Here is a 16023-nt window from a genome sequence, read left to right on the forward strand (position 1 = left end):
AACAACGCGAATGAAAGCGCAACTTGTTTCATTGGGCAAACCACTTAGCGGTGAGGACCGGTTGTCCAACAGAGCGTCGAGTTCGTTCATAGCAAAGATGCGCCGGTGGTTGTTAGCGACCCCGTACGGCAATGCATCTATTCTTACGCCCGAAAGGCCGCAGCCCCCCGCCCTGCGCGATATCCAAACACGGCTCCGGAAGTCAGACCTGACCCGCCCGGGTAGCCGTTGAAAAACACACCACCCACCAGTTCACCGCAGGCAAAAAGCCCCGGGATCGGACCACCACTTTGGGACTGCACAGCCCCCTGATCGTCCACTTTCAACCCGCCATAGGTGAATGTGATGCCGCCTGTCACCGGATAGGCGCGGAATGGCCCTTGGTCGATCGTCTGCGCCCAGTTTGACTTTGCCGGGGACAGACCGGACGTGCCCTTTTGATCCAGAATGGTCGGATCAAATGCCGTCTCCCGGTCAACCGCCTCATTGTAAGCCGCAAGGGTTGCGCGCGCTGCGTCCTTGTCCACGCCTTCCAACATCTCCACCAACGCATCGAGTGTATCCGCCTCGACATAATGCGCGTCATGGAAATGGTATTCGCCATAGAGCAGATCAAACACCTTTGAATCAAAGACTTGCCAGGCGAAATGGCCAGGCTGATCCATGATCGCCGCACCAAATTGGGCATAGGTGTAATTGCGGAAATTGATGCCTTCATCGACAAAGCGCCGCCCGTCTGCATTCAGCATCACGCCGAGGAAATAGCAGATTTTACGATAATTCTTGCGCTCACCCGGGGGCAGGTCGAGGTTGCCGAAATCGGCCATGTGCAGGTCCATGGGCGTCGCATGACAGCCCCCGAACAGTCCATAGGCCGCAGCACCCAGACGGTCTGCCATCACCAGCCCGTCGCCGGTGTTATGCGGCGTGCCGCGCACCTTGGCCTTGTCCCAATTGGGGCCGATATGCTGCTGGCGCAAAGCAGCACTTGCCTCGAACCCTCCGCAGGCGAGGATCACGGCGTCTGCCGCGATCGTCTCATCAGTGCTGGTTGTGACACCGCACACGCGCCCGTCTTTTGTGACCAGATCGGTCACCGCAGTCTCGTAGCGGATCGTACCGCCCAGCCGTTCAAAGGCGGCAAGTTCCTGATCGAACAGCCCGACGCCCTCGTTGTCCGCGGCCAAAGTCAGCCCGCCCCAAAACACGTGACGCCCGTCCTTTTCAAAGCTTTGGCGAGAATAGATCGGCTCGAATTTGACGTCGTGCGAACCAAGCCAGACCATGATGTCATAGCTTTGCGCAATCAGGGCCTGCTGCTCGACACTCAGGGGCCGTCCATCATTGAAGCCGAGCAGATCGGCGGCGAATTTTTCCTGCGTGTAGCTGCCGAAATCGGTGTCGGGCAGGCGCGGATCGTCCGGGGTCTTGAGCAGCGGCATCAGGTCCGAGCCCGAGCGGTAGGCAAAGCGCATCGCGCCTGCTGTGTACTTGGTGTTGCCCCCGGCCAGTGCGCCATCGGCCTTTTCAAGGATCAGCACTTCGGCCCCCTGTTCGAGGGCAGCGATACCAGCGCACAAGGCCGCATTGCCGGAGCCTGCGATAATTACCTTGGTCATTCTTGGCTCCAAACCTCGGGATTGATCATGTGGATCGGCGCGCCTTCGGAGTAGGCGTTGATCTGGTCAAAAATGTCTGAAAACTGCAGATCGAACTCGTCTTCGGTGACATAGCCGATATGCGGCGTAGCCAGCACATTTGGCGATGTCAGCAGCGGATGGGACGTGTCTTGCATGGGTTCGTCATCAAAGACATCGACAGCCGCAAATATTCGCCCCCGCGCGATCTCGGCCTCCAGCGCGCCAGGTGCGACAAGACCCGCGCGCGAGGTGTTCACAAAAAGGCTGCGCGGCTGCATCGCCGCAAGGTCGGCAGCCGTGATGATCCCGCGTGTAGCCGGTTTCAGGCGTACATGCAGGGTGACGATGTCAGAGGTTGCAAAGAAGGCCTCGCGCGACGCGGCCACGCTCTCCCCATCCGCGATGGCCCGCGCGCGCCCTGCTTCGGACGACCAAAACTGCACATGCATCCCGAGCGCTTTTGCATAATGCGACACGGCACCCGCAATCCGCCCATAGCCATAAAGCCCAAGGGTCCGCCCGCGCAAAGTTCTTCCGACCCCGGACTGCCAAGCACCTGATTTCAGGGATGAAATCTGCTCAGGAAGTTGCCGGTAGCTGGCAAGGATCAGCGCAAGCGTGTGTTCGGCGGCGGCATAAGACGGGGTGCCCGAATGCATGTTCGAACACAGCAGCACCGCGTTGCACGTACAGGCCTCAACATCGATATGGGGATAGACGCTGCGCTGCGAGATGAGCTTGAGATCGGGAAGTCGGTCCAGCAGATCAGCGGTGATCTTCGTGCGCTCGCGAAACAGGACGACCGCCTCGGCCCCGACGAGTCGAGTCGCCAGCGCAGCTGGATCAGGTTCGTGATCCGTCCACACGGTGACCTCGTGACCAGCAAGTTTTTCGTAGCAGGGCAATTGGCGCAGCGTGTCGAACCAGTCGTCCAGAATGTGAACCTTCATCGGCTCTCGACACCCGCTTGCGGTGTGGGTGAGCGCGGTGTGGGGACAAAGACGATCTCGTCGAGATCACTCAAGGCCGCCAGCACTTTCTGGCGCTCGGCGAGCAGGTGGTTGAACTGGGCATCACAGCCCGCAATCGGCGCCGGATAGCTGCTGATTTCATCCTGCAGCAACTGGCGCGCCACCTTGAGCTCGGCGCGCGCGGCAAGGATACAGTCTTCGAAACGATCAGTCATGACATACCTCTCTTCAATTGTATACCGTTGTATACAATTCTGGCAATCTGTCAATTCCCACCCCAGACCGACTGCGGAACAAAGACCTCTCCGGCGGCCAGTTTCCGGGCTGTGCGCACCAGACCAGCCGAGTTGATGACAAACCCGGTCGCCGAGGCCGCGTAGTCGACCAACACCTCGATTTGGCCGGAGGCATGTTCCAGAACGATCCGCGCGGGCACTTCGTTCGGGATCGCAATATCGGCCACCGTTCCGGGCGCCAATACACAAGAGGCGAGGCACTGCGCGCCTGTCACGGCCATGGTGGGGTGGGTTTTCCACGGCATGAAATACCGCGCAGCCACCGTGCCTCCGTCGCGCGGGGCGGCGACAAGGCCGAATTTCGGGACAACCGAGGACGACACATCCCCTAGCCCCATCAGCGCACCCGCCTTGATACGCACAGCCTCCATCCGGGCAAAGAACGCGGTGTTTTCGTCGAGCTCAGCCGCACTTTCGTAACCCGTCAGCCCAAAGCTGCCGGCCCGCGCGATCACCATGGGCATGGCGACATCCATGCAGGTGACGGGGATGCCATCCACCTCGTCCACCAGATTTCCAGTGGGTAAAAATGCCCCGGTTGCGCCGCCAACGGTTTCCATGAACTGCAGGGCCACCGGCGCCGCGGTTCCGGGTACGCCGTCAATGGCCGCATCACCGGCATAACTGACCTGTTTGTCGGGGGTCTGCACAAGGGCGGTGACCTTGGCCTCTGTGTTGACGGCGCGAATGTTGATGGATGTTTCACCCTCTTGCGCAGGGACCAGACCCATTTCAATCGCCGCAGGCCCAACGCCCGACAGGATGTTGCCGCAGGTGGGTTTGAAGTCGACCAGCCCGTCCTCGACACTGACCTGGGCAAAGAAATAATCGACATCGGCCCAAGGATCGTCCGAATGGGACAACATTGCCACCTTGGTTGTTACGGCCGCACCACCGCCAATCCCGTCAATGTTGAGCGCATGGCCTGAACCGATCATGGCGATCAGAACCTCGGCCAGCGTATCGAGGTCCTCGGGCAGGTCGGCACGGTTGATGTAGGGGCCTCGAGACGTCCCGCCACGCATCAGCAGGAATGGAATGGCGGTCTGCGTCATGTGAGTGGCCACGGCAGATCGACATAGCCCTGCAACAGTCCGGGCGGGAAATCGCGGTTCAACAGCCACGCCATGGTGCACATGAACAGGATCCCGGCCCCCGTGTAGATCGCTGCAAAGCTGGTGCTGGTCCCTGCCCTGATCTTGAGAAAGAAGAACAAGAACACTGCAAGCGCCAGAATAAAGCCCAGGAGCGAGGTCAGGATCAACAGCCCTGCAAACCACGCCAGTGTCGGCCACAGCCCAAAGGTGGCCTCGGCGTCTTCGCCGCTGGATTCGCGATCGGCGAAGATCGTGTGACCCTCGGGTTTCAGCATCATCTGCACAATCAATATCACGCAACCGACGATGCACACGCCCGCAACAAACATCGGAAAGACGCGGTCGCGGCTGAAATCAGGGATCGCGGCGGCGTTGACATAGGCCAGCACGATATAGGCTGTCACCACGAGCAGAAAGATCAGCGGTGCCCGTTTGCGCCCCGATGGCACTGCCCCTTCGGCCATGATCTTCTTGGCCTGCCGCAGCCCCAGAACAACGGAGACGACGGTGACAATCAGCAGCACAATGACGATGGGCGAGAAGATATAGTCGAGCCCTTCGTCAAACCCTTTGCGGAACCGCGATTGCGCGATCTGCAGGGCTTGGTTGGCATAGGTCTCGGCCGGGTTGGACAGCACAAACCCGATCAAAAAGGCCGGACGCGACCAGTCAAAGCGGCGCATGAGGATGCCAAGGAAGCCAATGGCAAACAGCGCCACCAGATCCATCAGGTTCTGCCCGGACTGGAAGGCCGCAAAGCTGATAATCATCAACAGGAACGGCGCCAGCAGCGCAAAACGGATCGACGTCAGCTTGGCAATGCCGCCGGATGAGGCGATGCAGATCAGGGTGCCGACCACGTTGGCAAGCGCCAGCAGCCAGACGATGGAATAGGTGATGTCGAGGTTGTTTTGCAGCATCGCTGGTCCAACCTCGATCTGGCCGGACCCCAGCAGCGCGATGGCCCCGATAAAGATCGCCATCGACCCTGAGCCCGGAATGCCAAACAGCAGGGTCGGCACAAGGCCCCCACCCTCTTTGGCGTTGTTCGAGCTTTCCGGCCCGATCACGCCACGCACTTCACCGCTGCCGAATTTCGACGTGTCCTTGGTGGTCTGGATGGCGTGGCCATAGGCGATCCAGTCCACGACCGAACCGCCAAGGCCGGGAATGACCCCGACGACAACACCGATGATCGAACAGCGCACCGACAGCCAGATATTCGCGAACCAGTCCTTGACCCCGTCAAGCCAGCCACCGCCCAAAGGTTGCTCTTTTGCGATGGCGCGGTCCTGACGCAGCAGCGAAATGATCTCGGGGATGGCAAAGATGCCAAGGCCGACAATCACCAGTTTCAACCCGTCCGTGAGGTATGGATAGTCATAAGAGGACATGCGCAAATCACCCGAGGATGCGCCCTCGCCGATTGTCCCGATCAACATGCCCAAGCCGGCAGCCACGATCCCCTTGATCGCGACGCGCCCGGCGAGAATGCCCACCATGGACAGGCCGAAAATCGTGATCATCAGCAATTCGGGCGTGCGGAATTCCAGCACGATGGGTCGGGCAATCAGGATAAAGACGGTCAGGAATGCCGCCCCAACCAGCCCCCCGAACAGGGACGAGGCAAAGGCCGCCGACAGCGCCCGCGCGGCCTGCCCGCGCTTGGCCATGGGAAAGCCGTCCAGCACCGTGGCCTGACTCGCCGAAGATCCCGGTATCCCCATCAGAACCGAGGCAAACGTGTCAGATGTCGGCACCACCGCCACCATGCCAACCATCAGCGCAAGGCCAAGGATGGGGTCCATGCCGAACATGAAAGGCAACAGCAGCGACAGGCCCGCAATCCCGCCAAGGCCGGGAAACACACCGATGCACAGGCCCATGACAACGCCAAGCACCAGATAGCCAAGGACCACGGGCTGCAGGATCAGAGCCCATGCATCGCCCAGTGCGGGCAACGCCTCCATAATGACATCCATGATGCATCCCTCGCCTTTTTGCTTTGATAGGCACCCCGAAAATCGGTTCGGGGTGCCCGCAAAGCAAAACGGGGGTCTAGTTCAGCGACACGCCGTATTTTTCCTGCAGCCAGTTCACCACAAAGGCCTTGGCCTCAGGGCTGACATTGGTGCCGCTTTCCAGCGCGTTCTGCGCCGCTTCACCGGTCATTTGCGGATATTTGCCAAGGCGCTTGCCCGAGATTTCCGCGAAATCGGCGCGGGCTTTCACCGCCTCAAAAGCTGCGGTGTAGGTCGCGATTGCATCGGCAGATGCGCCATTTGGCAGGAACACCATCTTCTGGGCCGGGAAACCGGCGATGAAGAAGGCTTTCCACGCATCCCACGCCTCGCCCGAGGTTTCGCACCCGTCGGTCGCTTCGCAGACTTCCTTGAAGGTCGGAATGTCGGGGAAGGTCGGATCGCGCACGATATTGCCCGCATCATCCAGCGCACCCCAGGTCATCATCGGCACGGCAGTGCCTGCTTCGACCAAAGGCGTGACGCCGGACAGGAAGGACGACGAGGTCTGGTAGTCGATATTGGCTTCGCCGCGCTCGAACATCAGACGGCCGTCACCGCGCCCCTTGATGCCCATGACGCTTTCGACGTTCAGGCCCAGCATCTCCCATGCCAGTGTCGGGACAAGGTCAAGGCGGGTTGCGCCCTGGTTGCCATAGATGAAATCCTCACCCTGCAAGGGCGCGGCGTTCATACCGTCCATCTTGGCAGCCAGCTCAGGCGGCAGATAGGCGACCCCACCGGTGCCCGAAGCCAGCACGACATTCCAGTCGCCATAGTTGTATTTCACCCGTGGATCGCCCAGCAGGAACGGGAATTGCGTCGAGCCGGAAGAGCCAAAGATCAGGGTGCCTTCGCTGTCTTCATACTTTTCGTTCTGGAAAAAGTTCGCGCCCTTGGTCGAACCCGCACCCGGCATGAATTTCACCACAACGGTGGGCTGACCTGGCAGCGCCTCGGAAAGCAGAGGGGCGTAGAAGTTTGCCCACTTGGCTGATCCACCGGTTTCCGAGAATGGAATGATCCACTCGACGGTCTTGCCGGTCAGGTCGATGCCGTGACCGCCCGCCTGCGCCTGGGTTGCAAATGTCGCGGCGGCTGCGGCCACGAAGCTATAGGCCACACGACGTGTGGCTTGGAAAATGGACATAGGTTCCTCCCTAGGATGCGCCACTCCCTCCCAGAAGCGGCTGAATACAAGAATCACCGAGCTGTCCCGCCCGGTTGATGTCTGCACTGTGACCTGCGAACCTTGCATGAAACTTTCGGATGCCAGAAAAGATGCGGATCACGCTCGTCGAAGACAATGTCGGCCTCGCCAAGGGGATCGCATACCGGCTGCAGGACGCAGGCCACGCGGTGGACATGCTGCACAATGGCAATGAGGCCGAGACGTTCCTCAAAGATGACGCGTCCGATCTGATCATTCTGGACATCAACCTGCCCGGTCAGGACGGGCTGAGCGTGCTCAAGGCGTTACGCGCCCGCGATGACCAGCGCCCCGTGATCCTGCTCACCGCCCGGGCCGAGACCGAGGATCGCGTCATCGGGCTGGATGCGGGGGCGGATGACTACTTGATCAAACCCTTTGAGATGGCCGAGCTTGAGGCGCGGGTGCGTGCGCTCGCCCGCAGGCGCACGACGCCGCAGCGCCAGATGCTCGAGATCGGCCCGCTGCGCTTTGACTCTGCGGCGCGGCAATTGCTGATCGGTGAGGCCGCCGTCGATGTGCCCCGGCGCGAGTTGTCCGTTCTTGAGGCGCTGCTCTCTGCCGAAGGGCGTCTTGTGTCCAAGGCGGCGTTGTTGGATTACGCCTATGGGGTCGGCGCGGATGTGGATGAAAAGGTGATCGAGGTCTATGTCTCGCGGCTGCGCGCACGGTTGAAATCTCATGGTGTGGCGATCAAATCCCAGCGGGGGTTGGGCTATCAGCTGCAAAGCGAGGGCGACGGATGAAGGCCCAATCGCTGCGCACGCGGCTGATCGTCATCATCCTGACACCGCTATTGCTGCTCTCGGTCCTTGCCGCCTCGTGGCAGTTCCGCAATGCCACCCACCGGGCCGAAGAAATCTTTGACCGCGATCTGCTGTCCGCCGCCCTTGCCATATCGCGGGACGTGGCCCTGTCGGGCGGCGACGCACTCAGCCCTCCAACCCGCCGGTTGATCAGCGACACCTCGGGCGGCGAGTTGTTCTATCACGTCTATGCCCCGGACGGCGTGTTTGTGACAGGCTACGCCACACCGCCCCCACCGCCGGACAGCGTCGCCTCGGACAGCCCCGATCCGCAATATTACGAAGCCATCTACCAGGGCAGCGACGTGCGGGTGCTGCGGTTTCGCGACGCCACCACCATCGACGGCGTGTCAGGCCTGTTCACAATCACCGTCTGGCAAAACCTGCAGGTCCGCGGCGCCTTTGTGCGCGATGTCGCCACGCGGGCGGTGTCTGTGATTGCGGCCCTTTTGGTGTCGCTCGCGCTTATCGTGTGGTTCGGGGTTGGGCTGGGCCTGCGCCCCTTGCTGGACCTGCAAGACGCCATCGCCAAACGCACGCCCAACGACCTCACTCCGATCCGACGCGATGTGCCGCTTGAGGCGCGTGGCATCGTGTCGACCCTGAATGCGCTGCTGGAGCGGATATCCCGGCGCATCAGCTCCAAGGACGAGTTTATCTCGAACGCCGCACACCAGTTGCGCAATCCGATTGCAGGGGTGCTGGCGCTGGCCGAGGCTGTGGAAAGTGCCCCCTCCCCCAAGGCGGCCAAGTCCCGCAGCGCGGAACTGGTCAAGGCCGCGCGCGCGGCAACCCATCTGACCAACCAGATGCTGTCCTTTGAACGGGCCAGAGGCGCGGACGTGGCGCAGACCGGGGCGCAGATCGACCTCTGCGCCCTTGTGTCGGGTGTGATCACCCGTTTTCACGACCTTGAAATTGCTGCATCCACCGACGTCACCGCAGACTTGCCAACCCAACCCGTCCTCGTGTGGGGCGATGAGGTCATGCTTCAGGAGGCCCTCCTGAACCTGCTCACCAATGCCGTGGTGCATGGCGGCCCGGACCTGTCGCGGATTGTCGTGTCGCTGGCCCCCGCAAACGCGCAGAATGAGTTGCGGATCGAGGACAATGGCAAGGGCATCAACCCGGACGAGCGCGAGCTTGTTCTGGGCCGCTTTGCCCAGGCTGACGCAGGCGCGGGCAGCGGGCTGGGCCTGCCCATCGCCGCAAGCGTCATCGACAATCACGGTGGTTCGCTGCGCATCGGTGACAAGCCAGACGGGGCGCAGATCGTGATCACCCTGCCCCGGCTTACGCAGCGCACGGGCTGAGTGTGCATCCCTCAAAGACAACCTGAAAGGGACATACAGCCAGTCTCACACTGACAAAATATCCAGCGTTGCCAGTGTGTTGACAAAGCTTCGCTCGGCCGGGGTAAAGGGCCGCTCGATGTCCAGAAGGCCAAAGATATCGACAAGCGGCGGGTCACAGTCCATCGGGATCTGCCACAGGTCCGGAGCGAATTGGCCCGCGTGTGCGGTCGTCATGCAGCCAATCGACTTGGAACTGCGGATCAGGTTGATCAGATCGACGATGCTGCTGGTGCTGGCCGTGGTCGCATCGCCAATGTCGTGCCTCGCCCGGTGGCGCGCGATCTGCGACAGCGGCCCGGCAAGGGCCTCGCCTTCAAAGCTGACCACATCAGATGCAGCAAGGATGGATGGATCATAGGCCTCCTGCTGGAACAGCGGATGCAGGGGGCCGCAGAAATAGCCAAACTCCTGCGAGGCAAGCTGGTGGCGCCGGACCTGCGGGGCCATGTCGGGGCGGGTGCAAAAACCAATTGAGGCCACCCGTTGACGGACCGAGCGGACCACGTCGGCGCATTGCGACGTGATGATCGAAAAGGTCACTGCCGGATGTTCGCTGCGAAATCGGTCAATTTCGGCACTCAGAAAGCTCAGATCGAGATGGCTGGAGCGATAGATGACGATATTGCCCGACAGCGCCTGTTCGTTCTGGTTGCCCAACTCGTTCAGGCGTACCACGCCGCCATAAATCTCCAACGCCTCGCGATAGACCTTTTCGCCGGAACTGGTGATGACAAAGGCACGGCCCGACCCGCGTTCGATCAACTGCACCTCAAGGCGTTCTTCAAGGCGGCGCAAGGCGGCACTGACCGAAGGCTGAGTGACATTAAGCCGCTGCGAAGCGCGCGTGATCGAACGTTCCTGCACAATCACCATGAAGGTGCGGAGCAGGTTCCAGTCGAGCTGGTTGGCAAGGCGGTTCAGCTCGAAACTCATGGCGTTTCACCAATCAAATGGCAGCGCGCCCAGGTCTCGCCGGTGTCCACGCGCGGCGGTGCCTTGGTGTCGCACAGGCCCTTGCGCGCAACCGGGCAGCGTGGGTGAAAGGCGCAGCCCTGCGCGCGGTCCACCGGGCTTGGCAGGTCGCCCTCAAGCTGGATGCGGCCCGCCCCACGTGTCGCTTCCGGCAGCGGAACCGCACTGAGCAGCGCCTTGGTATAGGGATGCTGCGGGTTGGAAAACACCTGCGCCACGGGACCTTCTTCGACGATTTTGCCAAGATACATCACCGCAACACGGTGGCACAAGAACCGCACCACGGCCAGATTGTGCGAGATGAACAGCGAGGTCATGCGGGGTCGCTCGGCGTGCAATTCCTTGAGAAATTCGAGGATCTGGGCCTGCACGGACACATCCAGCGCGCTGGTCGGTTCATCCAGGATCAGCAGGTCAGGATCCACGGCCAAGGCCCGCGCAATCGCCACGCGCTGCTTTTGGCCGCCAGAGAGTTCATGGGGAAAGCGGTGCAAAAACTGCGCAGGCAACCCCACCCGTTCCAGCAGCCGCGCGACGGTCTGGTCCAGCTCAGCCCCTCGGATCGCCGTGTGGATGATCAGCGGCTCGCCCACGATGCGCTTGATTGTCATGCGCGGGTTCATGGACGAGTGCGGATCCTGAAAGATCAGTTGCGCCTTGGTGCGCACGGGCTTGAGGTCGCGCAGGCGCGCGGTGGTGATGTCGGTGCCGTCAATCAGCACTTGACCACCTGTCGGATCGATCAGGCGCAAGGCGGCCTTGCCCACGGTGGATTTGCCCGAACCGCTTTCGCCGACCAGCCCCAAAATCTCGCCTTGTCGCAGGGACAGGCTGACTCCATCGACTGCGCGCACCACACCGCCTTTGGTCGGGAAATGGACCTCGAGATCCTGAAGGGTCAGCATCGCCTCAGACATGCGCAGCCTCGTCCTCAAACAGCGTGCAGGCCACGGCGTGGCCCGACGCGATGTGACGGAACCCGATATCCGCTGCCCGGCACTGTGCGGATGCATGCGCACAGCGGGCCGCGAAACGGCACCCCTGCGGTGGCTCGTAAAGGTTGGGCAGCGCACCCGCGATGCCGCTGAGCGTATCTGCCGGGCTGAACGGGTGCGGCACGGCCGCCAGCAACCCCTTGGTGTAGGGATGGGCCGGATGATCAAAGATGCGCGAGACTGGTGCGTCCTCGACAATCTGGCCGGCATACATCACCGCAATCCGGTCACAGACCTGCGCCACCACGCCCAGATCATGCGAGATCATGATCAGCGAAATCCCCATATCTTCGACCAAAGCCGCGATCAGATCGAGGATTTGCGCCTGAATGGTCACATCAAGGGCCGTCGTCGGCTCATCCGCGATCAACAGTTTGGGCTCAGCCGCCAACGCCATGGCGATCAGGATGCGCTGGCGCATGCCACCCGAAAGCTGGTGCGGATAGCTGTCCATCTGCCGCGCCGGGTTGGGCAGTTGCACCTTGTCGAGCATGTCCAACGCGATCTCGCGCGCCTCGCGCCGCCCCACGTGGCGCTGTGCACGGATCGAGTCGATCAGTTGAGTTCCGATCTTGAACACCGGGTTGATGAAGGTCATCGGGTCCTGAAAGATCATCGCCACATCCCGCCCCCGCATGGCACGCAATTCGTTTTGCGGCAGTCCAAGGATGTCGCGATCAAGGAAGGACACAGTCCCACCCGTGATCCGGGCCGGGGGCGTGGGCACGAGGCCAAAGGCGGCGCGGGTCAGCACCGATTTGCCGCAGCCTGTCTCGCCCACGATCCCGAGGGCCTCGCCCTGCGCCAGTTCGATCGAGACCCGGTCGATGGCCTTGTAGACCCCGTCAAAGGTGCGGAATTCCAGCGACAGGTCTTTGATGGACAGCACCGACATCAGCGTTGTTTCGGATCAAGCATGTCGCGCAAGCCGTCCCCCAAAAGGTTGAAACCCAGCACGGTCAGATAGATCGCAAGCCCGGGAAACAGCGAATACCACCACCAGTCGGGCAAATAGTTCTTGCCGATCGAGATCATCGCCCCCCATTCGGGATAGGGCGGCTGCGCCCCAAGGCCGAGAAACCCAAGCGAGGCCGCACCAAGGATCGCAAGGCCCATATCCATCGACGCCTTGACGATGATCGGCGAGGTGCAATTGGGCAGCACATGCAAAAATATGATCCGAGCCCGCGAGGCCCCGATGGAGCGGGCGGCCTCGACATAGGTCTCGTTGCGCACCGACAGAACCTTGGCCTGCACCAGCCGCACATAGCCTGGCCACCAGACAAGGGCGAGCGCGAACATCGCATTCAGAATACCCGGCCCAAGCGCGCCCACGATGGCGATGGCAAGGATCAGGCCGGGGATCGACAGGAACACATCCGTCACCCGCATGATGACCTCGCGCAGCACCCCGTCGGACATTCCCGCCAAAAGGCCAAGCGGCACGCCGATCAGCACGGCAATGCCAGTCACGGTCAGGCCAATCCAAAGTGTGGTGCGTGCGCCAATGATGACGCGGGTATAGATGTCGAGGCCAACCTCGTCCGTGCCAAACCAGTGCGTGGCATTGGGCGCCTGCAACTTGCGCTCAAAATGCACAGCACCATAGGCATCATCCGGAAAGGGGACAATCCACGGGCCAATGGCGGCAAGGATCAGAAAGGCGGACACGATGATCAGCCCGAGAATCGCGGAATGTGACCTGCGGAACGTTGCCCACATCCGGCGATATTCGCGCCAGCGATCCGGTGCATCGGGGCGTGCAATGTCTTCGATCACGCTCATATCTGCGCCCTCACCCGTGGATCAAGCGCGGCGTAGGCCAGATCAATCAGCAGGTTCACGATCATGAAACAGGCCCCAAGCACCAGCGTCACCGCGATAATCGGATCAAAGTCAGACGAGACAGCCGCGTTGGTCGCGTAAAGGCCAAGGCCGGGATAATCGAACACGCCCTCGACCAGCACTGTGCCCCCCAACATCCAGCCAAAGCGTAACCCGATCATGGCCAGCGTCGGCAGGATCGCGTTTTTCAGCGCGTAGGCCGCAACAATGCGCAAGGACCCGACCCCTTGGGCGCGCGCATTGAGGATATAATCCTTGTCCAGCGATTCGATCATCTCGGCCCGATTCACGCGGATGATCGAGGCAAGTGCGGGCAGGCTGAGCGCGATGGCAGGCAGCACCATGTGCCACAACGCCTCGCGCGCCACGTCCGGACGCCCGGCCAGCAGCGCATCCACCGTCATCAGCCCTGTCACCACGTCCGGGCGCGGCGTCATGATGCCAAGGCGCCCCCTAGCGGAAACAGATCAAGCTCGAGCGACAGATACCATTGCAGCATCAGGCCAAGCCAGAACATCGGCAGCGCCACACCTGAAATGGCCAAAAGGCGGATCGTCTGGTCCGGCAGCTTGTTGTGATAAACCGCGCCCAACATGCCCAGCGGCACACCCAAAAGAACGGCAAACCCGATGGACACGAGAACCAGTTCAAGTGTGGCCGGAAAGAAGCGCGCGATGTCCTCAAGCACAGGGCGGCGGGTCAACAGCGAAGTGCCCAGATCACCGGTGGCAAGGTTGGCGATGTAATAGCCGAACCGGATCACCAGCGGCTGGTCCAGGCCACGATCCGCGCGGATCGCCTCAACCATTTCGTTGCTTGCATCGGGGCCTGCGGCCAGTCGGGCCGGATCACCGGGCGCGATGTTGGCAATGACAAACACAATCGCCATCAGCCCGAACAGCATGAAAACCATGGTCACAAGACGACGGAAGATCAGACGACGCAAGACAGGTTTCCTTTGATCAGAAAACAGGGCGACCCAAACTGGCCGCCCCGAAGCTTAGCATATGATGCCGGATTTACGGCTCCAGATACGTTGAGTAGAAGTCGATCTCGCCTTCCATGCGGATCGGACTGTCGGCATAGCCCTTGACCCATGTGCGATGCACCGTGCCCCGGTTGCGCATCATGCCAAAGATTTCCGGCTGCAGATCAACGATCTTTTGCTGGATTTCGGCATATATCGGGGCGCGTTTTTCCCAATCGGTTTCGGCACGCGCGGTTTCGATCATCTCGATCAGCTCGGCGTCTTCCAGAAAGTGCGATCCATAATATTTGCCGTTGGATGCCGGGTGGTACTGGATCGCCACCGCGTCCGGGTCGGTCGAGACTGGCGTGGTGAAGATCGCCATGATGTTGGGCGATGTGTCAGGCGACGACCCACGGGCCACCATGTTGGGCCATGTGAGTGGCGTCAGCTTGACCTCGACATTGATGTCCCGGAAGGCGTCGATCATGGACAGCGCCATCTGGCGTTGCAGCTCGAACCCTTCGACATAGACAAACTCGACCTCGAACCCGCCATCAGGATACTCGGTCTTGGCGAGATATTCCTTGGCCTTGGCGATATCGCGGCGCGGCATATCCGCAATTGGCACATAGCCCTGAATGGCATCCGTGAAGGGGCTGGTTTGCAGCTTGCCCTCGCCGTTCAGGATTTGCAGGAAAGAGTCGTAGTTGTAGGCATAGGCCAGCGCCTTGCGGATGTTCACGTCAGCCGTAATGCCCTGCTGGGTATTCATCTTCAGACCGAAGGAGGTCAGCGACGGGATGGTCGACACCGACACATCACCATTGTCCGCCAGCGCCTGACGCTCTTCGACACCCAGACCGGTGACGAGGTCCGCCTCGCCCTTGATCAACGCCGCGCGTTGTGCCGAGCTTTCGCGTACAAGACGGTAGATGACGCCGCCCATGCGGTCGTTGTCATAAGTGAAACCCTTCCAGTAATCGTCATTGCGCTTGAGCACGTACGAGCTGCCTGCCTCGAAACGATCCAGGATGTAGGGGCCTGATCCGGCTGCGTTTTCCAGCAAGTAGGATTTGCCGAAATCGTCACCCTTGTTGGCCTCGACCACCGCCGGGTTCACCACATACCACCACGGCAAGAAGGACAGGAACGCCGAATAGGGCTTTTCCAGCTTGAATTCGACCGTGGTGGCATCCACCGCCTTGACGTTGTCGGGGGTCAGGAACCCTTCGAGCATCCATGCGGGGCCTTCGTTGATTTCCATCGTGCGCTGGAAAGAATAGACAACCGCATCCGCATTCACCGGGCTGCCATCATGGAACTTGGCATCCGGGTTCAGATTGAACGTCCATGTCAGCCCGTCCTCGGACGTCTCCCAGCTGTCCGCCAGCCACGGCTTGACCTCGGCGGGGTTGCCTTCGTATTTGACCAGCCCGTCATAAAGGGCCTGCATCATCATGCGGATGGCAAGATCGTATTTCTGGGCGGGATCAAGGTGGGACACTTCCTGGCGTCCGGCGATGACCATGTACAGCTTGTCGTCCACAAGCTCTGCCGCGCGGGCTGGCGAGACAGCCGCAGGCATCACGTTCATTGCGACGGCCACAGCCCCCGCGACAAACAGATTTGCTACTCTGCTGTGAATTTTCATTATTACCCCCTGTTCAGGATTAGCGGGGCAAGGCCGCGCATTTCCAAACGCGCCAACCCCTGACACCTGCATCAGAACAGGCCCACGCGACATTGAAAACTAATCATTATCAATGCGCGGCATTGGCTTGGCCTATGACACGCGCAGGTTTGGGCCGCGTCATAAGTGCCCTCTATCGCGCTCATGTCGGATGG

Annotated in this window: 15 protein-coding genes; 2 read left to right on the forward strand and 13 right to left on the reverse strand. The window is 61.0% G+C overall.

Going from position 1 to position 16023, the window contains the following annotated elements; all coding sequences use genetic code 11:
- Window positions 1–143 precede the first annotated feature (143 nt).
- The 6 genes from tcuA to Q1A89_RS16080 all read right to left on the reverse strand — a co-directional run bounded on the left by tcuA (window position 144) and on the right by Q1A89_RS16080 (window position 7175).
- Window positions 144–1619: an FAD-dependent tricarballylate dehydrogenase TcuA gene (gene tcuA, locus Q1A89_RS16055; protein WP_299730446.1), complete on the reverse strand. Its 1476-nt coding sequence runs from the start codon at window positions 1617–1619 to the stop codon at window positions 144–146.
- Window positions 1616–2590: a D-2-hydroxyacid dehydrogenase family protein gene (locus Q1A89_RS16060; RefSeq protein WP_299730449.1), complete on the reverse strand. Its 975-nt coding sequence runs from the start codon at window positions 2588–2590 to the stop codon at window positions 1616–1618. Before Q1A89_RS16060 ends, tcuA begins: the two co-directional genes overlap by 4 nt.
- A complete protein-coding gene (locus tag Q1A89_RS16065) occupies window positions 2587–2826 on the reverse strand; it encodes a hypothetical protein (RefSeq protein WP_299730452.1) in 240 nt (79 codons plus the stop codon). Before Q1A89_RS16065 ends, Q1A89_RS16060 begins: the two co-directional genes overlap by 4 nt.
- Before the next feature lie 50 nt (window positions 2827–2876).
- Window positions 2877–3962 carry a 4-oxalomesaconate tautomerase gene (locus Q1A89_RS16070; protein WP_299730454.1) on the reverse strand — a complete coding sequence of 362 codons (1086 nt, stop codon included), beginning with the start codon at window positions 3960–3962 and terminating at the stop codon, window positions 2877–2879.
- Entirely contained in the window at window positions 3959–5986 is a 2028-nt protein-coding gene (locus Q1A89_RS16075; protein ID WP_299730457.1) for a tripartite tricarboxylate transporter permease, read from the reverse strand. The genes Q1A89_RS16070 and Q1A89_RS16075 overlap by 4 nt, the downstream gene beginning before the upstream one ends.
- A gap of 76 nt (window positions 5987–6062) precedes the next feature.
- Entirely contained in the window at window positions 6063–7175 is a 1113-nt protein-coding gene (locus Q1A89_RS16080; RefSeq protein ID WP_299730459.1) for a tricarboxylate transporter, read from the reverse strand.
- Between the two features lie 131 nt (window positions 7176–7306).
- Here Q1A89_RS16080 and Q1A89_RS16085 point away from each other — a divergent pair, with 131 nt between their 5' ends.
- Both Q1A89_RS16085 and Q1A89_RS16090 read left to right on the forward strand, forming a co-directional pair.
- A complete protein-coding gene (locus Q1A89_RS16085; RefSeq protein ID WP_299730462.1) occupies window positions 7307–7981 on the forward strand; it encodes a response regulator transcription factor in 675 nt (224 codons plus the stop codon).
- The gene (locus Q1A89_RS16090; RefSeq protein WP_299730465.1) at window positions 7978–9354 is read left to right on the forward strand and encodes a sensor histidine kinase; all 1377 of its coding nucleotides are present in this window, start codon (window positions 7978–7980) and stop codon (window positions 9352–9354) included. Before Q1A89_RS16085 ends, Q1A89_RS16090 begins: the two co-directional genes overlap by 4 nt.
- Before the next feature lie 45 nt (window positions 9355–9399).
- Here the strand turns inward: Q1A89_RS16090 and Q1A89_RS16095 are convergent, their stop codons facing one another.
- The 7 genes from Q1A89_RS16095 to Q1A89_RS16125 form a co-directional block, all read right to left on the reverse strand.
- Window positions 9400–10329 carry a LysR family transcriptional regulator gene (locus Q1A89_RS16095; RefSeq protein ID WP_299730467.1) on the reverse strand — a complete coding sequence of 310 codons (930 nt, stop codon included), beginning with the start codon at window positions 10327–10329 and terminating at the stop codon, window positions 9400–9402.
- On the reverse strand, window positions 10326–11285 hold the full coding sequence (locus Q1A89_RS16100; RefSeq protein ID WP_299730470.1) for an ABC transporter ATP-binding protein: 960 nt from the start codon (window positions 11283–11285) through the stop codon (window positions 10326–10328). The genes Q1A89_RS16095 and Q1A89_RS16100 overlap by 4 nt, the downstream gene beginning before the upstream one ends.
- On the reverse strand, window positions 11278–12258 hold the full coding sequence (locus Q1A89_RS16105) for an ABC transporter ATP-binding protein (protein ID WP_299730473.1): 981 nt from the start codon (window positions 12256–12258) through the stop codon (window positions 11278–11280). The genes Q1A89_RS16100 and Q1A89_RS16105 overlap by 8 nt, the downstream gene beginning before the upstream one ends.
- Window positions 12258–13148, reverse strand: a complete 891-nt coding sequence (locus Q1A89_RS16110; RefSeq protein WP_299730476.1) for an ABC transporter permease — start codon at window positions 13146–13148, stop codon at window positions 12258–12260. Before Q1A89_RS16110 ends, Q1A89_RS16105 begins: the two co-directional genes overlap by 1 nt.
- Window positions 13145–13645 (reverse strand): ABC transporter permease, encoded by a 501-nt coding sequence (locus Q1A89_RS16115; protein ID WP_299730479.1) that lies wholly within the window; start codon window positions 13643–13645, stop codon window positions 13145–13147. The genes Q1A89_RS16110 and Q1A89_RS16115 overlap by 4 nt, the downstream gene beginning before the upstream one ends.
- A complete protein-coding gene (locus tag Q1A89_RS16120) occupies window positions 13642–14154 on the reverse strand; it encodes an ABC transporter permease (RefSeq protein WP_299730482.1) in 513 nt (170 codons plus the stop codon). Before Q1A89_RS16120 ends, Q1A89_RS16115 begins: the two co-directional genes overlap by 4 nt.
- Before the next feature lie 73 nt (window positions 14155–14227).
- Window positions 14228–15829, reverse strand: a complete 1602-nt coding sequence (locus tag Q1A89_RS16125; protein WP_299730485.1) for an ABC transporter substrate-binding protein — start codon at window positions 15827–15829, stop codon at window positions 14228–14230.
- Between the last annotated feature and the right edge of the window lie 194 nt (window positions 15830–16023).

Origin of the sequence: uncultured Tateyamaria sp., assembly GCF_947503045.1 — a bacterium.
Classification (GTDB): Bacteria; Pseudomonadota; Alphaproteobacteria; order Rhodobacterales; family Rhodobacteraceae; genus Tateyamaria.

Coding starts and splice junctions, on each gene's coding strand:
- tcuA (WP_299730446.1), bottom strand. CDS start 1,619: ATGACCAAGGTAATTATCGCAGGCTCCGGCAATGCGGCCTTGTGCGCT.
- Q1A89_RS16060 (WP_299730449.1), bottom strand. CDS start 2,590: ATGAAGGTTCACATTCTGGACGACTGGTTCGACACGCTGCGCCAATTG.
- Q1A89_RS16065 (WP_299730452.1), bottom strand. CDS start 2,826: ATGACTGATCGTTTCGAAGACTGTATCCTTGCCGCGCGCGCCGAGCTC.
- Q1A89_RS16070 (WP_299730454.1), bottom strand. CDS start 3,962: ATGACGCAGACCGCCATTCCATTCCTGCTGATGCGTGGCGGGACGTCT.
- Q1A89_RS16075 (WP_299730457.1), bottom strand. CDS start 5,986: ATGGATGTCATTATGGAGGCGTTGCCCGCACTGGGCGATGCATGGGCT.
- Q1A89_RS16080 (WP_299730459.1), bottom strand. CDS start 7,175: ATGTCCATTTTCCAAGCCACACGTCGTGTGGCCTATAGCTTCGTGGCC.
- Q1A89_RS16085 (WP_299730462.1), top strand. CDS start 7,307: ATGCGGATCACGCTCGTCGAAGACAATGTCGGCCTCGCCAAGGGGATC.
- Q1A89_RS16090 (WP_299730465.1), top strand. CDS start 7,978: ATGAAGGCCCAATCGCTGCGCACGCGGCTGATCGTCATCATCCTGACA.
- Q1A89_RS16095 (WP_299730467.1), bottom strand. CDS start 10,329: ATGAGTTTCGAGCTGAACCGCCTTGCCAACCAGCTCGACTGGAACCTG.
- Q1A89_RS16100 (WP_299730470.1), bottom strand. CDS start 11,285: ATGTCTGAGGCGATGCTGACCCTTCAGGATCTCGAGGTCCATTTCCCG.
- Q1A89_RS16105 (WP_299730473.1), bottom strand. CDS start 12,258: ATGTCGGTGCTGTCCATCAAAGACCTGTCGCTGGAATTCCGCACCTTT.
- Q1A89_RS16110 (WP_299730476.1), bottom strand. CDS start 13,148: ATGAGCGTGATCGAAGACATTGCACGCCCCGATGCACCGGATCGCTGG.
- Q1A89_RS16115 (WP_299730479.1), bottom strand. CDS start 13,645: ATGACGCCGCGCCCGGACGTGGTGACAGGGCTGATGACGGTGGATGCG.
- Q1A89_RS16125 (WP_299730485.1), bottom strand. CDS start 15,829: ATGAAAATTCACAGCAGAGTAGCAAATCTGTTTGTCGCGGGGGCTGTG.